The 18659-nt window shown below is 67.8% G+C and carries 16 protein-coding genes and 1 pseudogene; 12 read left to right on the top strand and 5 right to left on the bottom strand.

Annotation, left to right across the window (positions count from 1 at the left end; translation table 11 throughout):
- Positions 1-296: 296 nt before the first annotated feature.
- Complete coding sequence (locus tag GO592_RS30920) at positions 297-1319, bottom strand: FAD-dependent oxidoreductase (protein ID WP_007301397.1); 1023 nt, start codon at positions 1317-1319, stop codon at positions 297-299.
- 54 nt (positions 1320-1373) lie between these two features.
- On the opposite strand from GO592_RS30920, the gene GO592_RS30915 reads away from it, so the two are divergent.
- The 5 genes from GO592_RS30915 to GO592_RS30895 all read left to right on the top strand — a co-directional run bounded on the left by GO592_RS30915 (position 1374) and on the right by GO592_RS30895 (position 9869).
- On the top strand, positions 1374-1922 hold the full coding sequence (locus GO592_RS30915) for a TetR/AcrR family transcriptional regulator (protein ID WP_007301396.1): 549 nt from the start codon (positions 1374-1376) through the stop codon (positions 1920-1922).
- A gap of 306 nt (positions 1923-2228) precedes the next feature.
- On the top strand, positions 2229-6857 hold the full coding sequence (gltB, locus tag GO592_RS30910; RefSeq protein ID WP_005263410.1) for a glutamate synthase large subunit: 4629 nt from the start codon (positions 2229-2231) through the stop codon (positions 6855-6857).
- Positions 6850-8301: a glutamate synthase subunit beta gene (locus GO592_RS30905; protein ID WP_007301395.1), complete on the top strand. Its 1452-nt coding sequence runs from the start codon at positions 6850-6852 to the stop codon at positions 8299-8301. Before gltB ends, GO592_RS30905 begins: the two co-directional genes overlap by 8 nt.
- Positions 8302-8482: 181 nt before the next feature.
- A complete protein-coding gene (locus GO592_RS30900; protein WP_039953080.1) occupies positions 8483-9397 on the top strand; it encodes a cutinase family protein in 915 nt (304 codons plus the stop codon).
- Between the two features lie 22 nt (positions 9398-9419).
- On the top strand, positions 9420-9869 hold the full coding sequence (locus GO592_RS30895; protein WP_005263407.1) for an acyl-CoA thioesterase: 450 nt from the start codon (positions 9420-9422) through the stop codon (positions 9867-9869).
- A gap of 32 nt (positions 9870-9901) precedes the next feature.
- Here GO592_RS30895 and GO592_RS30890 read toward each other — a convergent pair whose 3' ends face one another.
- Positions 9902-10567: a TetR/AcrR family transcriptional regulator gene (locus tag GO592_RS30890; RefSeq protein ID WP_007301392.1), complete on the bottom strand. Its 666-nt coding sequence runs from the start codon at positions 10565-10567 to the stop codon at positions 9902-9904.
- Between the two features lie 116 nt (positions 10568-10683).
- On the opposite strand from GO592_RS30890, the gene GO592_RS30885 reads away from it, so the two are divergent.
- Positions 10684-11127, top strand: a complete 444-nt coding sequence (locus GO592_RS30885; protein WP_039953078.1) for a hypothetical protein — start codon at positions 10684-10686, stop codon at positions 11125-11127.
- A gap of 1 nt (position 11128) precedes the next feature.
- Complete coding sequence (locus tag GO592_RS30880) at positions 11129-11968, top strand: SDR family oxidoreductase (protein WP_007301390.1); 840 nt, start codon at positions 11129-11131, stop codon at positions 11966-11968.
- A gap of 9 nt (positions 11969-11977) precedes the next feature.
- Here GO592_RS30880 and GO592_RS30875 read toward each other — a convergent pair whose 3' ends face one another.
- Positions 11978-12886, bottom strand: coding sequence for an SDR family NAD(P)-dependent oxidoreductase (locus GO592_RS30875; protein WP_007301389.1), 909 nt, complete (start codon positions 12884-12886; stop codon positions 11978-11980).
- A gap of 31 nt (positions 12887-12917) precedes the next feature.
- Between GO592_RS30875 and GO592_RS30870 the strand changes: the two genes are divergently transcribed.
- The 3 genes from GO592_RS30870 (at position 12918) to GO592_RS30860 (ending at position 14483) form a co-directional block, all read left to right on the top strand.
- Positions 12918-13415, top strand: coding sequence for a hypothetical protein (locus GO592_RS30870; protein ID WP_005263402.1), 498 nt, complete (start codon positions 12918-12920; stop codon positions 13413-13415).
- 61 nt (positions 13416-13476) lie between these two features.
- Positions 13477-13770 carry a putative quinol monooxygenase gene (locus GO592_RS30865; protein ID WP_005249047.1) on the top strand — a complete coding sequence of 98 codons (294 nt, stop codon included), beginning with the start codon at positions 13477-13479 and terminating at the stop codon, positions 13768-13770.
- An 11-nt stretch (positions 13771-13781) separates the two neighbouring features.
- Positions 13782-14483 (top strand): dienelactone hydrolase family protein, encoded by a 702-nt coding sequence (locus GO592_RS30860; protein WP_007301388.1) that lies wholly within the window; start codon positions 13782-13784, stop codon positions 14481-14483.
- On the opposite strand, the pseudogene GO592_RS46645 reads toward GO592_RS30860, so the two are convergent.
- Positions 14458-15029: pseudogene (locus tag GO592_RS46645) on the bottom strand (dihydrofolate reductase family protein). The gene GO592_RS30860 and the pseudogene GO592_RS46645 sit on opposite strands and share 26 nt — an antisense overlap.
- A 462-nt stretch (positions 15030-15491) precedes the next feature.
- On the opposite strand from GO592_RS46645, the gene GO592_RS30850 reads away from it, so the two are divergent.
- The gene (locus tag GO592_RS30850; protein ID WP_193385513.1) at positions 15492-16970 is read left to right on the top strand and encodes an Hsp70 family protein; all 1479 of its coding nucleotides are present in this window, start codon (positions 15492-15494) and stop codon (positions 16968-16970) included.
- A gap of 71 nt (positions 16971-17041) precedes the next feature.
- Complete coding sequence (locus GO592_RS30845) at positions 17042-18271, top strand: Hsp70 family protein (protein WP_202714999.1); 1230 nt, start codon at positions 17042-17044, stop codon at positions 18269-18271.
- Here GO592_RS30845 and GO592_RS30840 read toward each other — a convergent pair.
- The gene (locus GO592_RS30840; protein WP_007301385.1) at positions 18268-18645 is read right to left on the bottom strand and encodes a winged helix-turn-helix transcriptional regulator; all 378 of its coding nucleotides are present in this window, start codon (positions 18643-18645) and stop codon (positions 18268-18270) included. The two genes, GO592_RS30845 and GO592_RS30840, sit on opposite strands and share 4 nt — an antisense overlap.
- Positions 18646-18659: the final 14 nt, after the last annotated feature.

The raw sequence follows: 18659 nt of genomic DNA, 5'->3' as shown, positions 1-18659 counted from the left end.
ATTCTCAAGTCTTTGACTCCTGAATTCGAACGGACATGGTGATCGAACGGACTGGTGCTGACGAAGCAAACGCAAGAGTGGTGCAGTTCAGAGGCACCGAAAGAGGGAAGCGAGCACAGCAGAATGCCTCCACCGACGAGGTGGATGTGTTGTTTCCCCGATGAGATACGTCCGTGCTGCCGGCGCACTGCCGCAGCCGTCGTCCACCGCCCCCATGACCGCCCCCGGTTCTTTCTCGTCCCCCTACCGCGGCAAAGTACCAGACGGGCAAGCGTTCCCGCGCCCCCGCATTCCGGTCAGGCCAGGCCCGCGGCCAGCTTCACCGTCAGATCGCGCAGCGGACGGAGACGGCCGGTCATCGCGAGGGAGGACATGACGCGCGATCCACGCACGAGCCGCCGCGTCGCGGGCCGCCGCGTGCGGTCGTAACGGTGTAGCGCGGTGTGAATGTCGGTGTCGGCGGTGAGGAATCGGCCGAGCGCGACGGCGTCGACGAGGGCCTCGCAGGCGCCCCGGCCGAGGTTCGGTGCCATCGCGTGGGCCGCGTCGCCGAGCAGGGCCGTGTTGCCCGACACGTACGACGGCAGCGCGGGGGACTCGTACAGGTCGTGGTGGAGCATCGCGTCGGGGGTGGCGGCATCCAGCACTGCCCGGACGTCGGCGTGCCAGTTCCCGAACCGCGAGCGGAGGTAGTCGAGGCCGCCGGGGTGCCCGGCGCCGGTGCGGACGCACGCGAACCAGTTGACGAGATCACCGTCGCGCGGGGTGATACCGAAAAGCGCGTCCGCATCCCAGGTTTCGCTGACGGTGTCGCGATGGCCGGGCACCCACCCGCGCCAGGCGGTCGCTCCTGTGTACCGCGGCTCGAACTTCTCGCCGAACAGTTGTCGGCGGGTCGGGCTGCGCAGACCGTCCGCGCCGATCACCACGTCGTGGTCCGTCAGCGCGTCGACGGCCGGGGCCGGTGTGCCGAACGAGATCATTCCGTCGGGCAGGGTCTCGGCCAGTGTGGCCAGGAGGGCGGGCCGCGACAGCAGGTAGGCGGTGCGGTCGCGGTTGTCGATGGTGCCGATCACGGATCCGTCGGGGCGCAGGAGCGAACCGCGGTGCTGGGGTGATCCCAGCGTGCGCACTCGGTCACCTGCGCCGATCGCGTCCAGCGCGTCGAGCGCCTGTGGCCACATGCCGAGCGCGGTGCCCGACGTGGGCAGGGTGTCGGCACGCTCGAAGACCTCGACGTGCCAGCCGGCGCGGGACAGGTAGCGGGCGACGGCGAGTCCGCCGATGCCGCCGCCGAGGACTGCTGCGGAGTGGGTCATGACCACCACGCTACTACGGGTGTAGTGGGTTTACTACCGTTGTAGTGTCGGGGTATGGCAGACAAACGGGAGCAGGTGCTCGACGCCGCCATCACGCTTCTCGGCACGAAAGGGGTCCGGGCCCTCACGCACCGGGGCGTCGACGAGCTGGCCGGGATGCCCCAGGGGTCCACGTCCAACTACTTCCGCAGCCGGGGCGCGCTGCTCGAGGGGATCGTCACACGGCTCGTCGAACGTGACCGGGAGGACTGGCAGAAGTTCGCGCAACTCCGGCCGGCCGGCACGGACGCCCTGGTCGAGGCCCTGGTTGCGTTCGTGAGCTTCTCCACTGGTCCGGACCGCGTGCGCACGAGTGCCCGCTACGCACTCTTCGTCGAGGCCTCCGTGACGCCGGGACTGGACGCGAAGATCGGATCGGCGCGCCGCGCGCTCGTAGAGTGGGGTGCGGAGATGCTGGAACTCGTGGGATCGAGGAACCCGGCTTCCGACGCAGTGGTGGTCACCGACTACCTGGACGGTGTGATCCTTCATCAACTCACCGTCCCGCATCTCGATTTCGATCCGACTGCGGGAATTACAGCGGTGCTCGGCGCTCTCACTTAACATGTACTCAGTGCAGTCGGACGAGGTCCGCCCTCGACAATGCCCAGTTCAGAGGGTAAATAGGCCAACCTAAGTTGTGTTTCGTCGGGGGTTCTGAATTATCGTTTTCGTTACACGTTGGACCCACGAAAGTCCGACCCGACCGAAAAGCCACGTCGCCCGGTGCGAGGACCACACCCAGCGTGCTGCAAAAGGGCGATAGCCGATCGGTGGTGCCGATCACGTCGTGACGGCACCTGCATTGCAAGTTGATGGCCATCAGCGCTGCTGGTCGTCGGTGCATCTTTTGGCATACGAAGGCTAGGTATGAAGCAACTTCCAGGCCCCCAGGGGCTGTATCACCCGTCGAACGAGCACGATTCCTGTGGTGTCGCGTTCGTCGTGGACATGAAGGGCCGCCGCAGCAGGGACATCGTCGAGAAGGCGATCACCGCGCTGGTGAACCTCGAGCACCGTGGTGCCGCGGGCTCCGAACCCAACACGGGTGACGGCGCCGGCATCCTCCTCCAGGTCCCGGACAAGTTCTTCCGCGCCGTGGTCGACTTCCCGCTGCCCGCGGAAGGCACGTACGCCACCGGCATCGCGTTCCTGCCGCAGAGCAAGGCCGACGCGCAGCGCGCAGCCGACGCCGTCGAGAAGATCGTCGAGAGCGAGGGCCTGAAGGTCCTCGGCTGGCGTGAGGTCGCGACCGACGACTCGTCGCTCGGCGCCCTGGCCCGCGACGCCATGCCGACGTTCCGGCAGATCTTCATCGGCAGCGAGAACGACGCCCTCACCGGACTCGACCTCGAGCGCCGCGCCTACGTGGTCCGTAAGCGCACCGAGCACGAGCTGGGCAGCGAAGGCGCCGGCAAGGACGGCCCCGGTCGCGAGACCGTGTACTTCCCGAGCCTGTCGAGCCAGACGTTCGTCTACAAGGGCATGCTGACCACTCCGCAGCTCAAGGGTTTCTACCTGGACCTGCAGGACGAGCGCGTCGAGTCGGCCCTCGGCCTCGTGCACTCGCGCTTCTCGACCAACACCTTCCCGTCGTGGCCGCTGGCCCACCCGTTCCGGCGCGTGGCCCACAACGGTGAGATCAACACCGTCACCGGCAACGAGAACTGGATGCGTGCCCGTGAGGCGCTCATCGACAGCGACATCTTCGGTGGGTCAGGAGAGGTTGGGCCCGGCAAGGATCGGCGCAGCCAGCTGGAGAAGATCTTCCCGGTCTGCACGAACGGCGCCAGCGACACCGCGCGGTTCGACGAGGTGCTCGAGATGCTGCACCTCGGTGGCCGCAGCCTGCCGCACGCCGTGCTGATGATGATCCCGGAGGCCTGGGAGCGGCACGAGAGCATGGACCCCGCACGCCGGGCGTTCTACCAGTACCACTCGTCGCTCATGGAGCCGTGGGACGGACCGGCGTCGGTGTGCTTCACCGACGGCACCGTCATCGGCGCCGTCCTGGACCGCAACGGCCTGCGCCCCTCGCGTCTCTGGGTGACCGACGACGGCCTCGTCGTCATGGCCTCCGAGGTCGGCGTCCTGCCGATCGACCCCGCCACCGTCGTGAAGAAGATCCGGCTGCAGCCCGGCCGCATGTTCCTCGTCGACACCGCCGAGGGTCGCATCATCAGCGACGACGAGATCAAGTCGGAACTGGCCGCCGAGCACCCCTACCAGGAGTGGCTCGACCAGGGTCTGACCCACATGGACGACCTGCCGGACCGCCCGTACACCTACATGTCGCACGAGCGCGTCGTGCTGCGTCAGCAGATGTTCGGGTACACCAACGAAGAGGTCAACCTCCTCGTCAAGCCGATGGCGCTCTCCGGCGCCGAGGCTCTCGGCTCCATGGGTACCGACACCCCGATCGCCGTGCTGTCCTCGCGGTCGCGGATGCTGTTCGACTACTTCTCGCAGCTGTTCGCGCAGGTCACGAACCCGCCGCTCGACGCCATCCGCGAGGAGGTCGTCACCAGCCTCGGCGGCACCATCGGCCCCGAGCACGACTTGCTGCACCCCACCGCGGAGTCCTGCCGGCAGATCTTCCTGCCGCAGCCGATCCTGCACAACGACGACCTGTCGAAGCTCATTCACGTCAACGACGACGGTGAATTCCCGAACTTCCGCAGCGTCATCGTCCGCGGTCTGTACCCGGTGGCCGAGGGCGGAGCGGGTCTGCGCAAGGCCCTAGACGACGTCCGCTACCAGGTGTCGGAGGCCATCGCCGGCGGTGCGCGCCTCGTCGTCCTGTCCGACCGTGAGTCGAACGAGACGTACGCGCCCATCCCGTCGCTGCTGCTGACGTCGGCCGTGCACCACCACCTGGTGCGCGAGAAGACCCGCACGAAGGTCGGCCTCATCGTCGAGGCCGGCGACGCCCGCGAGGTGCACCACATGGCGCTCCTCATCGGGTTCGGTGCGGCAGCGGTCAACCCGTACATGGCGTTCGAGACCGTCGACGAGGCGGTGCAGAACAACGAACTGCAGGGCGTCAGCCTCGACAAGGCCATCCAGAACTACATCAAGGCCGCGGGCAAGGGCGTGCTCAAGGTGATGTCCAAGATGGGCATCTCCACCCTGGCGTCCTACACCGGCGCCCAGCTGTTCCAGGTCATCGGCCTGTCGCAGGAACTGGTCGACGAGTACTTCACCGGCTTGCAGTCCAGCCTCGGCGGCATCGGTCTCGACGAGATCGCCGCCGACGTCGCGGTCCGGCACTCCAACGCGTACCTGGACCGTCCCGAGGAGCGCGCGCACCGCGAGCTCGAGGTGGGCGGCGAGTACCAGTGGCGTCGTGAGGGCGAGTACCACCTGTTCAACCCGGACACGGTGTTCAAGCTGCAGCACTCCACGCGCACCGGGCAGTACGAGGTGTTCAAGGAGTACACGAAGCTGGTCGACGACCAGTCCGAGCGCCTCGCGGCGTTGCGCGGCCTCTTCGAGTTCAAGAAGGGCGTGCGCGAGCCCGTCCCGCTGGACGAGGTCGAGCCCGCCACCGAGATCGTCAAGCGCTTCTCGACGGGTGCGATGAGCTACGGCTCCATCTCCGCCGAGGCGCACGAGACCCTCGCCATCGCCATGAACCGCCTCGGCGGCCGGTCCAACTCCGGTGAGGGCGGCGAGAGCCCGGCCCGCTTCACCCCGGACGAGAACGGTGACTGGCGGCGGTCCGCGATCAAGCAGGTCGCGTCGGGACGCTTCGGTGTCACGTCGCACTACCTGACCAACTGCACCGACATCCAGATCAAGATGGCGCAGGGAGCGAAGCCCGGTGAGGGCGGCCAGCTGCCGGCGCACAAGGTGTACCCGTGGGTGGCCGAGGTCCGGCACTCCACGCCCGGCGTCGGGCTGATCTCGCCGCCGCCGCACCACGACATCTACTCGATCGAGGATCTCGCGCAGCTGATCCACGACCTGAAGAACGCCAACCCGCAGGCCCGGATCCACGTGAAGCTGGTGTCCGAGGTCGGTGTCGGCACCGTCGCCGCCGGTGTGTCCAAGGCACACGCGGACGTCGTGCTGATCTCCGGTCACGACGGTGGCACCGGTGCCACCCCGCTGACGTCGATGAAGCACGCGGGCGCCCCGTGGGAGCTCGGCCTCGCCGAGACCCAGCAGACGCTGCTGCTCAACGGTCTGCGCGACCGCATCGTCGTGCAGGTGGACGGCCAGCTCAAGACCGGCCGCGACGTCATGGTCGCCGCGCTGCTCGGTGGCGAGGAGTTCGGTTTCGCGACCGCCCCGCTGGTGGTGTCGGGCTGCATCATGATGCGGGTCTGCCACCTCGACACCTGCCCCGTGGGTGTCGCCACGCAGAACCCCGTTCTGCGCAAGCGGTTCAACGGCAAGCCGGAGTTCGTGGAGAACTTCTTCCTCTTCATCGCCGAAGAGGTGCGCGAACTCCTCGCCGAGCTCGGCTTCCGCACCCTCGACGAGGCCGTCGGCCAGGTCGACGTCCTCGACACCACGAAGGCGCTCGAGCACTGGAAGGGCAGCAAGGCAGGCAACCTCGACCTGTCGCCGATCCTGCACGAGACCGAGTCGGCGTTCATGGACCAGGACCTGTACTGCACGGGCACCCAGGACCACGGCCTCGACAAGGCACTCGACCAGCAGCTGATCGTTCAGAGCCGCAACGCTCTCGACAAGGGCCAGAAGGTCACGTTCGAGTCGCCGATCACCAACGTCAACCGCACGGTCGGCACCATGCTCGGCCACGAGGTGACGAAGGCGTACGGCGGCGAGGGCCTGCCGGACAACACGATCGACATCACGTTCACCGGTTCGGCCGGGAACAGCTTCGGTGCGTTCGTCCCCAAGGGCATGACCCTGCGCCTGCACGGCGACGCCAACGACTTCGTCGGCAAGGGCCTGTCCGGTGGACGCCTCGTCGTGCGCCCGCCGCTGGAGACCGCGCCCGGCTTCGTCGCCGAGGACAACATCATCGGCGGCAACGTGATCCTGTTCGGTGCCACGAGCGGTGAGGCTCTGCTCCGCGGTGTTGTGGGCGAGCGATTCGCGGTCCGTAACTCCGGCGCCACCGCGGTGGTCGAGGGAGTCGGCGACCACGGCTGCGAGTACATGACCGGTGGAAAGGTCGTCATCCTCGGTGCGACGGGACGTAACTTCGGTGCCGGCATGTCCGGTGGCGTTGCGTACGTCTACAACCCGGACAAGGTGTTCGAGGACAACCTCAACACGGAACTGGTGGATCTCGAGGACCTGACGGGTGACGACTTCACCTGGCTGAAGTCCGCCATCGAGCGTCACCGCGACGAGACGGGCTCGGAGGTTGCCGCGCGCATCCTGTCCGACTGGTCGCAGCAGGTCAATCATTTCGCGAAGGTGATGCCCCGCGATTACAAGAAGGTGCTCTTGGCCATCGAGGCCGCGAAGAAGGATGGAAAGAACGTGGACGAGGCAGTGATGGAGGCAGCTCGTGGGTGATCCAAGCGGCTTCCTGAAGCACACGTCACGCGAACTTCCGGTTCGCCGGCCGGTGCCGTTGCGCCTGCTCGACTGGAACGAGGTCTACGAGGAGTTCTCGCCGGACACCCTGAAGACTCAGGCCAGCCGGTGCATGGACTGCGGTATCCCGTTCTGCCACAACGGCTGTCCGCTGGGGAACCTGATTCCCGAGTGGAACGACCTGGTCTACAAGGACCGGTGGCACGACGGCATCGAGCGTCTGCACGCGACCAACAACTTCCCGGAGTTCACCGGGCGGCTGTGCCCCGCACCCTGTGAGGCGTCGTGCGTCCTGGGCATCAACCAGGACCCCGTCACCATCAAGCAGGTCGAGGTCGAGCTCATCGACCGCGCCTTCGACGAGGGCTGGGTCAAGCCGGTGCACCCGACCCGGTCGACGGGCAAGAAGGTCGCCGTCGTCGGTTCCGGTCCCGCGGGTCTCGCTGCAGCGCAGCAGCTGACGCGCGCAGGCCACATGGTCACCGTGTTCGAGCGGGCCGACCGCATCGGCGGGCTCCTCCGGTACGGCATCCCCGAGTTCAAGATGGAGAAGCGGCACATCGACCGCCGTCTCGATCAGATGAACTCCGAGGGCACCGTCTTCAAGACGGGTGTCAACGTCGGCGTCGACATCACCGCGGACGAACTGCGCGCGCAGTTCGACGCCGTGGTCCTGGCCGGCGGTGCCACCGAGGCCCGCGACTTGCCGATCCCCGGCCGCGAGCTGGACGGCATCCATCAGGCGATGGAGTTCCTGCCGATCGCCAACCGTGTGCAGCTCGGCGACCTGGAGAAGCCGACCATCACCGCGGAGGGCAAGAAGGTCGTCATCATCGGCGGCGGCGACACCGGCGCGGACTGCCTGGGCACCTCGCACCGTCAGGGCGCCGAGAGCGTTCACCAGTTCGAGATCATGCCGAGACCGCCCGAGACCCGCGCCGAGCACACCCCGTGGCCGACGTACCCGCTGATGTACCGGGTGGCGTCCGCGCACGAGGAGGGCGGCGAACGCCTCTTCTCCGTGAACACGGAACGGTTCGTCGGTGCCGACGGCAAGGTGACCGCACTGAAGGCCCACGAGGTCGAGATGAAGTCGGGTCGTTTCGAGAAGGTCGAGGGTTCGGACTTCGAGCTCGAGGCCGACCTCGTGCTGCTGGCGATGGGCTTCGTCGGACCCGAGAAGCCGGGCCTGCTCACCGATCTCGGCGTCGACCTCAACGAGCGCGGCAACGTCGCCCGCTCCGCGAAGTGGGCCACCAACGTCGACGGCGTCTTCGTGGCCGGCGACATGGGACGCGGTCAGTCGCTGATCGTGTGGGCCATCGCCGAGGGTCGCTCGGCGGCCGCCGCGGTCGATGCGTACCTCGAGGGCGAGTCGGCGCTGCCGTCTCCGATCGAGACCACCACCGCCCCGCAGCGGTAGATGTAACTGCTCGTACAATCCGCACCCCGGTAGGTTTTCCTACCGGGGTGTCGGTTTATCGTGCGGGGGTCACGTTCGGTCGGTAACGTTCATTTACCGATCGTGCATCTTTAGGTCACGTTGTCCTGGCAGCATCCCGTCTGCAGGACGGCGAAGGGGAGAACAGGTTGAGGCCATGGCAATGAAACGGGTTGTCGCATTTCTGACCGCAGTGGCTGCTGCGGCAGCCATCCCGGTGGTATCGGGAGTAGCGGGCACGAGCGCAGTGGCGAACGCGGACCCCTGCCCGAGTCTGTACGTGGTCGCGATTCCGGGGACGTGGGAAACGTCCACCAAGGACAACGTCAGGCCCACGCCGGGTCTGCTGTCCGCGGTGACGAACGGTCTGCCGTCGTCGATCCGCACCGACTACGTCACGTACGCCGCCACGGCCTTCCCGTGGGAGTCCGAGGTGTACGGGCGCTCGAAGGCGCAGGCGGTCAGCAATGCCAAGGGCATGCTGTCGTCGATGTCGCAGCAGTGCCCCGACACGAAGCTGTCGATCATCGGTTACAGCCAGGGCGCCGACGCCGCAGGTGATCTCGCTGCGGAGATCGGCACCGGCCTCGGTGTGGTGCCCGCGGACAAGATCGCGGCCGTCGGACTCGTGTCCGATCCGCGGCGGTCGCCGACCGACGCGCTCGTCGGCCCTGCCGTCGCAGGCAGCGGCGCCGGTGGTCCCCGCATCGGCGGGTTCGGCTGGGTCAGCCAGAACACGCGCACCTTCTGCGCGTACGGCGACCTGTACTGCTCCACGCCGAAGGAAGACTTCGTGACGCGGCTCGCCGGATTCCTCGCGCAGACGTCGGATCCGACGCCGACGCTGTTCGGGCGCTACCAGCAGGAAGCGCTCGCGATCTGGAACGACATCCTCGCTGTGGGCGGTGTGCCGGCCCTGATGGCTCAGCTGGACGAGCAGTCCAACGAGAAGCGCATCGACGAGCTGGAGCAGTTCTACAAGTCGCAGGCTCACCAGGACTACACCAGGTACGCGGTCGACGGATCGGGTACGCCCGCCACGACGTGGCTGAGGAACTGGTTGCGCGACATCGCGTGAGTTCGGCCGACGGCGGCAGGGGATGATGTCCAACGTGACTGACACCCCTGCCGCCGTCGTCGGCTACGACGCCTTCGTGACCGTCCGGTGGTCCGACATGGACGCCTTTCAGCACATCAACCATGCGCGGATGGTGACGTTGCTCGAAGAGGCCCGGATCGACTGGCTGCTCAGCGAGGGCAGCGAGAATTCGTCGCTCATCACGAGCGCGTTCATCGCCGACATCCACGTGAAGTACCGGGGACAGTTGCGGCACTCCGACAGTCCCCTGCGGATCACCATGTGGATCGCCAAGCACCGGGCGGTGGATTTCACCATCGGCTACGAGGTCCGGGGCGCCCGTACCCCGATCACCGACCGGCCCGCCGTCACCGCCACCACTCAGATGGCCGTCGCGGACGTGGATGCCCAGCGGCTACGCCGCATCACCGCCACCGAGCGCGAGTACCTGACCCGCTGGTCCCGCACGTGAGTGGGAATGTGTGTTCCGGCACGCTTTCCCACTCACGTGCGGAGGTCGTCCGGGGCCGGTAGGGGACTGTCCGGGTCGAGGACCGCGCCGCGGCTGCGCATCGTGGTGTCGACCAGCGCCCACGCCCACGCGGCCAGCTGTTCGGTCAGCGCGCCGACGTCGGTGCCGCCCGGCCGATCGATCCACTCCGCGGACACCGACTCGACCATCCCGATCAGCGCATTGGCCAGCGGTGTCGCGGTGGCGGGCGCGCCGAGAGCATCCAGGTAGGGGTGGAGCATGTCGGCGACCGCGGTGCTGATGGCCCGCCGCACCTCTCCGGCCGCGGGGGAGAACGACATCAGGTAGCGGTACAGGTTGGCGTGCTCGGTGACCCAGTCGAGGTGGGTGCGGGCGGCGCGGGTGAGGATGGCGTGCGGTGCGCCGTCGACGGTGATCACGGGGGCGTATTCGAGGAGCATCATCGCCGCGACCCGCCGGGCGACGGCGTTCTTGAGGTCGGTGCTGTCGTCGAAGTGCCGGTAGATGCGGGTTCGCGCGACCCCGGCGTAGACGGCCATCGTCGCGACCGACACGTCGGGACCTTCTGCGTCGATGGCGACGAGTGCCCGTTCGACGAACTCCGAGCGCCGCTTCTCGCGTTGGCCGCGCCACCGGGCAGCGCGCCCGTCACCGGCGTCTTGCTGGGGTTTCGTCATCGAATCGAATCGTAGTCTTCCCTGTCGCTGCGTTTCCGTATACCGTCGGCAGTATGCGGTACATCGATGTACCACACATTTTCTGCCTCGGACGTCGACACGTTGGGATATCCGTCTTGTCCATTCAGCTCTGCCTGTCCGGCCCCCGCAGTTCCGGGCGTTCGATGATCGGCTTACGCAGCACCACGGTGATCGTCGTTCCGCCCGCGATGGCCTTCGAGTACCTTGCGGATCCGGCGACCGTGCCCGGTGCGATCACGCTGCCGTCCCGCGCCCGGGTCGTCGAATCGGACCCGGGTCGCCGGCTCGTCGTCGAGGCCGATCACGGCGTGCACGGATCGGTCTGGACGTTCGACGCGGTCAGCCCGGACGAAACGGAGCTCACCGTCGCCTTCCGCTACCACTCTCCCGGCAGACCGGCCGGACAACTGCTCGGCGGTGTCGCCGCACCCGTGGTGTGGCAGGCACTGCGACGTGCACAGGCCACGTTGAAGGATCGGATCGAAACCCTTTACCACGAGCCGGCCGGCCCGGCCGGTATCGACCGCAGGAGAGCATGACGTGGGATTCTCGGTAGCGGGCAAGACGGTCCTGATCACCGGGGCGGCCATGGGGATGGGGCGTCTGTTCGCCCGGCTCGCCGCCGCCGATCACGCCGGAACGGTGGTGTTGTGGGACATCGACGCCGCCGCGCTCGAACGCACGGCGCACGAACTGCGCGAATCGGGGTGCACCGTCAGCGCACACGTCGTCGACGTCGCCGACCTCGAATCCGTCCGCACGGCGGCCGCCGAGGTGCGGGACGCGGTCGGTCGTCCCGACGTGCTCGTCAACAACGCCGGGGTGGTGCGTGGCAAGTACTTCTGGGATCACGACCGCGAGTCGGACACCAGATTCGTGATGGACGTCAACACGCTCGCACCGATGTACATCACGAACGAGTTCCTGCCCGCCATGATCGAGGACCGCGGCCGGGACTGCCGCATCGTGAACATCGCCTCCGCCGCCGGGACCGTGGCGACACCGAGAATGGCCGTGTACGCGGCGTCGAAGTGGGCTGCTCTGGGCTGGAGCGATTCGCTGCGACTCGAACTGGCCCAGGCCGGCCACGGGCACGTCAAGGTCACCACCGTGTGCCCGAGCTACATCTCCACCGGCATGTTCGACGGTGTGAAGAACCCCCTGTTCGCCCCGATCCTGAGCCCGGAGGACGTCACGGCCCGGTCGTGGCGGGCGATGAAGCAGGGGAAGCCTCTGCTGATGCTGCCGCGGTCGCTGTATCTGTCGCGGGTGGCGAAAGCCGTGCTGCCGGTGCGTGCCTGGGACCGTCTGGCCGACCGGCTCGGTGTGTACCACAGCATGGACGCCTACACCGGTCGGGTGCAGGCACCGACCCCCTGACGTTTCGGATCAGCCGAGGTCGAAGCGTGCGCCGAGCCGCATGCCGCCCGGGGCCAGGCGGCTCAGCGCACGCCCGAACTTGGCCTCGGGCGTGACGGGGACGACGGCCTTGTTGTGCTTGACGGCCCTCACGATCTGCGTCGCCACCCGGTCCGGGGTGAAACCGCGTCTGCGGTAGAGCTTGTCGGCCCGGTCCCGCATCTTCGTCTGCTCCTCCGGTGTGGCGCCGGCGAAGTCGGTGGCCTTGACGATGTTGGTGTGGACCAGTCCGGGACAGATGGCGCTGACACCGATGCCGTGGTTCACCAATTCCGCACGGAGACAATCCGACAGCATGAAAACCGCGGCCTTGCTCGTCGCGTACGCGGTGAGTCGCTTCTGCGGCGTGAAAGCCGCGGCGGACGACAGGTTGACGATGTGCCCACCGGTTCCGCGGTCGATCATCTGCTGGGAGAACGCGCGGGAGCCGTAGACGACACCCCAGAAGTTCACGTCCATCACCCGCTCGAAATCCTTCTGCGGGGTCTTCGTGAACGTGCCCGAATATCCGATTCCGGCGTTGTTGACCACGATGTCGGGGGTGCCGTGCTCGGCCTGCACCTTCTCCGCGAAGCGTTGCACCTCGTCCTCCACCGCGACGTCCACCTGATACGCGTGGGAGCCGCCCCCGAAGATGGCCACCGCACCGCCGCCCTTCATCTGGGCGGAGTTGATGAGATCGGAGGTCAGCTGCGCGGATTCGAGGTCGCGGTCGGCGACCACCACGACAGCGCCTTCGGACGCGAACGCCAGCGCGGTCTCGCGGCCGATCCCGCTGCCGCCACCGGTGACGACGACGAGAGTGCCGTCGAGGTCCCGCAGGCGGTGATGCTTCCGAGTACCGCTGCGCCAGCCTCTTACTTCGCCGAGAAGACTCATGTGACCATCTTGTCCGAGTACGGTCGTGTGTGTGCTGATCTGGTACGTCAGCTATGGATCGAACATGGCGACGACGCGTCTGACCTGCTACCTGCGTGGTGGTTGCCCGGCGGGGGGCAACCTCGTGCACACGGGCGCCCGTGACGCGAGCGCCCCCCGCGAGTCGGTACCGGTGGTGATACCCGGCTCGGTGTTCTTCGCGGGAGAGTCACGGATCTGGGGCGGCGGCCGCGCGTTCTACGACCCCGACGCGCCCGGCACCGTCGCGGCCCGCGCATTCCTGGTGACACAGGAGCAGTTCGAGGACATCCACGCGCAGGAACCCGCCTGCTACGACCGCCTGGTCACTCTCGGAGCCCGCCACGATGTTCCCATGTGCACGTTCACCACCCGGGCCCGCGGCGACGTCGTCGCCAGGAACGCACCGGCACCCGCCTATCTCGCGACCATCGCGGACGGTCTCCGTGAAGCGCACGGCTGGGACGAACCGAAGGTCACCGATTATTTGACGCGACTTCGGGTTTCCTAGCCGACCCAACTGTGCTTACGTGAGACGGGCCACACGAGGTGGCGTTCACGAAAGGGAGTCGATGTCCGATCTGCATGTCGTAGCGACCATTCCTGCCAAGCCCGGTTCCGAGGACACCGTCCGCGACGGACTGTCCGCGCTGGCCGCGGAGAGCCGCAAGGAAGAGGGCTGCATCTCGTACGAGGTGTTCGAATCAGCCGCGGTCGCGGGAACCTTCGTCACCGTCGAGGTGTGGACCGGTCAGGAGGCGGTCGACGCGCACATGAAGTCGCCGCACTTCCAGGCCGCGCTCGGGACGTTCGGTGAGCACCTCGCCGGGGCACCGGCGATCCACCCGCTGAAGCCGGTTTCCTAGAGTCGTAGTTCGTGACCACACCACTCACCAGCATCACCCCTGAAGGTCCCGTCCGCGGCGGTGTCGTCGTCATCCAGGAGGCGTTCGGCGTCACCGGGCACATCGTCGACGTCTGCCGCCGTTTCGCCGCCGCCGGGTACCACGCGGTCGCGCCGCACCTGTTCCACCGGAGCGGCGATCCGGTGCTGGAGTACGACGACATGAAGTCGGCGATGTCGTTGATCGGTGAGCTCACCGCCGCGCACATCGACGAGGACGTCGACGGGGCCGTCGCGGCCCTGTCGGCGGCCTCGATCGACCCGCGGAACACCGCGATCGTCGGATTCTGCATGGGCGGAACGGTCGCGTTCCACACGGCGACGCGCCTCGACCTGGGGGCCGCAGTGAGTTTCTACGGCGGAGGCGTCGCGAACGGACGCTTCGGGTATCCATCGCAACTCGACGTCGCCGGGCAGCTGAGTACGCCGTGGCTCGGCCTGTTCGGCGACCGCGACAAGGGGATTCCGACCGAGGAAGTCGAGGAGCTGCGCGCCGCGGTCGCCCACGCGCCGGTGGACACCGACATCGTCCGCTACGCAGACGCCGAACACGGCTTCCACTGCGACGACCGTCCCGCCGTGTACAACGAGGAGGCCGCCCGGGACGGTTGGGCACGAACGCTGCAGTGGTTCGGCACCCACGTCGACGTCACACGCGCCGCCGGAACCGACTGACCGCGGCCCCGCTCGGGTAGGCCTCCCGGTGGACGACATCGAAGTGGGTGGGCCGAAAGTCGCCGCCGAACATCGGAGTTCCGCGGCCGGCCACCACCGGATAGTGCTTGACGACCAGTTCGTCGATCTCCGGCAGGAGGGTGCCCGCGAGCTCGCCACCGCCCGCCACCAAGACGCCCAGCGCGCTGTCCTCGGCCTTGAGCTTCCGGACCTTCTCGAGCGGGTCGGCGACGATCTCGACGGCGGGATCGGGGCTTTCGGTCAGAGTGCGGGAAGCGACGTATTGCGCAGGTGCGCGTACGGGCTCGTGATGCCGACAGCCAGGGCGGGCTCGTACGTTGCGCGGCCCTGGATCACGGTGTCGAACTGCTTGTTGGCGCCGTCGACGCCGAACTTCTCCCGCAGGTGTGTCGGAATCGTCTCCGGGTATTCCTGCGCCACGAATCCGAGGATGTCGTCGTGCATCGGGAAGAAACCGATGTCGCCGTCCGGGCCGGCGATGAAGCCGTCGATGGTGATGCCGACGAAGTAGGTGAGGTCCCGCATGGTGTCCTTACTGGGGCGCTTCGGATAGGTGGTATGCCGTGAGGCCTGCGGGCGGCGCGGCGCAACGACGCCCACGTCTCGACGGGGACGGTGGTGCTCCGGAACACCGACCTCGCCGGATTTCGTTGCGATCAGGACCTCCTTCGACAAGGCGTTTGCGGTCAACGTCAACGTGTTCTGGGTGCGTGACGCGACCGCTGAGATACGCGTCCTGTGGGAGGCGCTCCGACCGGGCGGAATCCTGCACCTCGTGTACGGCGGAGCGGTGTCCGTACATGACCGTGACAAGTCGCGGCGTGTTGCGGATACCGCCACGCGGGCTCTGGTTTCCGCGGGTTTCGACGTGGATGTCACGAACGGGAACCCGATGTGCGTCACTGGGGTACGGCCGAAAAGCGCCTGACGTGCCGTCCGGTCTGCTTCATGCGCGAGACCCGTGACCGAACCGTTATAGTCTGCGTCATGACTTCAGTTCTCGGTGTATCGGTAGGCGCCAGCGCGGTGCGCTTCGCGTGCCACGACGCCGTGACTCTCGAAACGCCGATCTTCCAATCGCGGTCGGTGACCGCAACACTCGAACGGCCGGAGGAACTGGCCGCCGAGTCCATCGGGACGGTGCTCGCCGAGCGCGACGAGACCGACGAGGTGCAGGCCATCGGTGTCGCGTACCAGGACGAGGCGCAGGCCGGTGCCGTGCAGGCCGCGATGGCCCGGCTCCAGATCGGCAACTTCCAGATGGTCCCCGAGGTGACGGCCGCACTCCAGATGCTCGAGATGTCCGGAGAACTCGGCGACCACTCGACGCTCGTGTTCTACGACCTCGGCAGTTCGGGTCTCACCGTCACCGTCGTCGACCGGGACACCGGCATGGTGCTGAGCAGTGCGCGTTCGGACCAGATCAGCGGCGATCTCGTCGACAGGCTCATCTGTGACAATCAACTCGAACTGCACCGCTTCGCGCACCCCGCCGACGCGGCATCCGCGCTCGCGCTCGCCGCGCGGTGCCGCGATGCGAAGGAACAGCTGTCCACCAACGGCGCGGTGTGCATGCCGGGCGAGGGCGGTCTTCTTCTCCTGTCGCAGGACAGTTTCGATTCGCTCATCGTCGGCCCGGTCGAGACGTCGGCGCGCCTGACCCGGGAGGTCATTCGCCGCTCGGGACGCCTCCCCGACGCCGCCGTGCTGATCGGCGGTGGCGCACATATTCCGTTGGTCACATCGGTGATGGAGTCCTGGCTCGACCTTCCGGTGATCGTCCCCGCGCAGCCGGAACTGGTGGCGGCGGAGGGTGCGGCCCTGCTCGCGCGCCCGGCGTCCGACGAGTTCGTCGCGGCGGTGGCGCCGGACCACCCGTTCGAGCCGGAGTTCGAGCCCGAGCCGGAGTTCGAGCCCGAGTCCGAGCTGGAGCTCGAATCCGAGAGGGAGCCGGAGCCCGAGTCGCAGTCGGCACCGATCTGGAAGCGTCGTGGCCTCGTCCTCGCCGGAGGTGTCGTGGCCGTGGTCGCCGCGGTGGGTCTCGGACTCGGCGTCGGCACCGACCTCCTGCAGGGTGCGGAGGAGGACGCGCAACCGGCCGCCACGCAGTCGAACACGCAGGCGCCGGCAGCGCGGCAAGTGATACCGCCGCAGCCCACGACGACCGCGGAAGTGGCCCCGCCTTCGGAAGCCGCCCCGTCGGTGGTCGACGAGCAGCCGGTGATCCCGCCGCAGACCGAGGTGCGCACCACGTACCAGCAGCAGCAGCCGCAGACGCAGAGCCCGACTCGGGCGCCGGCGGCTCCCGAGGCACAGGGTGTCGTGCCGTCCGACGCGTCGTCGGCTCCGCCGACCACGCCGGAACCCGCTCCGCTCGTTCCAGGTCTGCCGCAGTTTCAGCTCCCGACGATTCCGCCGCCCGCGCCGCTCCCGATGCCGGAGTTTCCCCGGATACCCGGACTCTGAGCGCATATAACGAAGGTGGAGGCCGCGAGGCCCCGACACGCGTTCCGTGATCAAACCGTTATAGTCGTTCCATGGTTTCAGTTCTCGGTGTATCGGTGGGTGCCAGCGCTGTGCGCGTGGCGTATCCGGACGACGAGGGGGCCGTCTTCCGGTCATTCCCGGTGGACGCCGCGAGCGAGCACCCGGAGCACGTGGTGGTAGCCGACGCCATCGGAACGGTGATGGCCGAGCGCGCCGCCGACGACGTGCAGGTCTTCGGTGTCGCGTACCGGGACGAGGCGCAGGCCACTGCCGTGCAGGCCGCGATCGACTGCCGGCTGGTCCCGGAAGTGGCGGCTGCGCTCCGCAAGCTCGAGGCGTCGGGACAGCTCGGCGACCATTCGACGCTCGTGTTCTACGACCTCGGCAGCTCCGGCCTCACCGTCACCGTGGTCGACCGACTCACCGGCACGGTGCTCGGGACGGCTCGCACCGACGAGATCAGCGGCGACGTCGTCGACCGGTTGATCCGCGACCACCAGCTCGACGAGAAGCGCATTGCGCCACCGGCCGATGCGGCCGCGGAGTCGGCGCTCGACGCCCGTTGCCGCCGCGCCAAGGAAGAGCTGTCCACCAACACCGCGGTCTGCGTGCCCGGCGACGGCGGCCTGCTCCTGCTCTCGCAGGACATCCTCGACTCGCTGATCGTGCGCCACGTCGAGGCGTCGGCGCGCCTGGCCCGCGAGGTGATCGAATCGTCCGGGCGGGCTGCCGACGCGGTGGTTCTGATCGGGGGCGGCGCGCATATTCCGCTGGTCGCGTCTCTGATGGAGTCGTGGCTCGCGCTCCCGGTGATCGTGCCGGCGCAGCCGGAACTGGTGGCCGCGGAGGGCGCTGCGCTGCTGGCACAGGAGCACTCGGGCACGTCGCACCGCATCGGCGCCGGGGGATTCGCCAAACCGGTGATCCGCGGTGGCGCGCTGGCGGGCGGTGCGCTGGCTGTCGTCGCCGTGATCGGACTCGGCCTCGGCGTCGGCGGCAGCCACCTGCAGAGCTCCAACGGCGACGCACGTCCGGTCGCCACTCAGCCGAGTGACGCGCAGATGTCTCCGTCTCCCGCACCCGCACCGGTGTCGACGCCACCGCCGTCCGCCGCGGTGTCGGTTCCGGGCCCGGCCGAGGAGGAGGCAAGCGTGCCGGAGCCCGCTCCCGCGCCTGCCCCCGCCCCGCGCCCACTCATTCCCGGTCTGCCGCAGATTCAGCTGCCGACACTTCCGCCGCCCCCGCCGCTCCCTCCGCTGCCGCGGATTCCGGGCCTCTAGCGGCTCGACGGGTCGAGGCTGTCCCCGTTCGCCTCGACCTCCCGGACCGCCACGATGTGGTCCATGTGCTCGGCGCCCCAGGCGCCGAGCGGTTCGAGGGAGCGGTTGAGGGAGACTCCGAGTTCGGTCAGCGAGTATTCGACCTTCGGCGGAACCTGGTGGTAGACCTCGCGATGCACGATGGCGTCGGCTTCGAGTTCCCGCAATTGCTGGATCAGCATCTTCTCCGATATGCCGGGTACCAGGCGCTTGAGGTCGCCGAACCGCTGCTCACCGGTGTGAAGGGCCCACAGGATCAGCACCTTCCATTTGCCGCCGATGACGTCGATCGCCGCATCGATTCCGCAGGAGTAGGGACGTTGCTGTCGGCGCATAACGCTCCTCACTG

It is taken from the genome of Rhodococcus sp. 21391, assembly GCF_016772255.1.
GTDB lineage: Bacteria > Actinomycetota > Actinomycetes > Mycobacteriales > Mycobacteriaceae > Rhodococcus_F > Rhodococcus_F opacus.
The sequence above is the reverse complement of the archived record's forward strand: the minus strand, read 5'-3'. Positions and strand labels throughout refer to the sequence as shown.

Bases quoted from the DNA above. Each gene is read 5' to 3' on its own strand.
- GO592_RS30920 (WP_007301397.1), bottom strand. From the start codon at position 1,319: ATGACCCACTCCGCAGCAGTCCTCGGCGGCGGCATCGGCGGACTCGCC.
- GO592_RS30915 (WP_007301396.1), top strand. From the start codon at position 1,374: ATGGCAGACAAACGGGAGCAGGTGCTCGACGCCGCCATCACGCTTCTC.
- gltB (WP_005263410.1), top strand. From the start codon at position 2,229: ATGAAGCAACTTCCAGGCCCCCAGGGGCTGTATCACCCGTCGAACGAG.
- GO592_RS30900 (WP_039953080.1), top strand. From the start codon at position 8,483: ATGAAACGGGTTGTCGCATTTCTGACCGCAGTGGCTGCTGCGGCAGCC.
- GO592_RS30895 (WP_005263407.1), top strand. From the start codon at position 9,420: ATGATGTCCAACGTGACTGACACCCCTGCCGCCGTCGTCGGCTACGAC.
- GO592_RS30890 (WP_007301392.1), bottom strand. From the start codon at position 10,567: ATGACGAAACCCCAGCAAGACGCCGGTGACGGGCGCGCTGCCCGGTGG.
- GO592_RS30875 (WP_007301389.1), bottom strand. From the start codon at position 12,886: ATGAGTCTTCTCGGCGAAGTAAGAGGCTGGCGCAGCGGTACTCGGAAG.
- GO592_RS30865 (WP_005249047.1), top strand. From the start codon at position 13,477: ATGTCCGATCTGCATGTCGTAGCGACCATTCCTGCCAAGCCCGGTTCC.
- GO592_RS30850 (WP_193385513.1), top strand. From the start codon at position 15,492: ATGACTTCAGTTCTCGGTGTATCGGTAGGCGCCAGCGCGGTGCGCTTC.
- GO592_RS30845 (WP_202714999.1), top strand. From the start codon at position 17,042: ATGGTTTCAGTTCTCGGTGTATCGGTGGGTGCCAGCGCTGTGCGCGTG.
- GO592_RS30840 (WP_007301385.1), bottom strand. From the start codon at position 18,645: ATGCGCCGACAGCAACGTCCCTACTCCTGCGGAATCGATGCGGCGATC.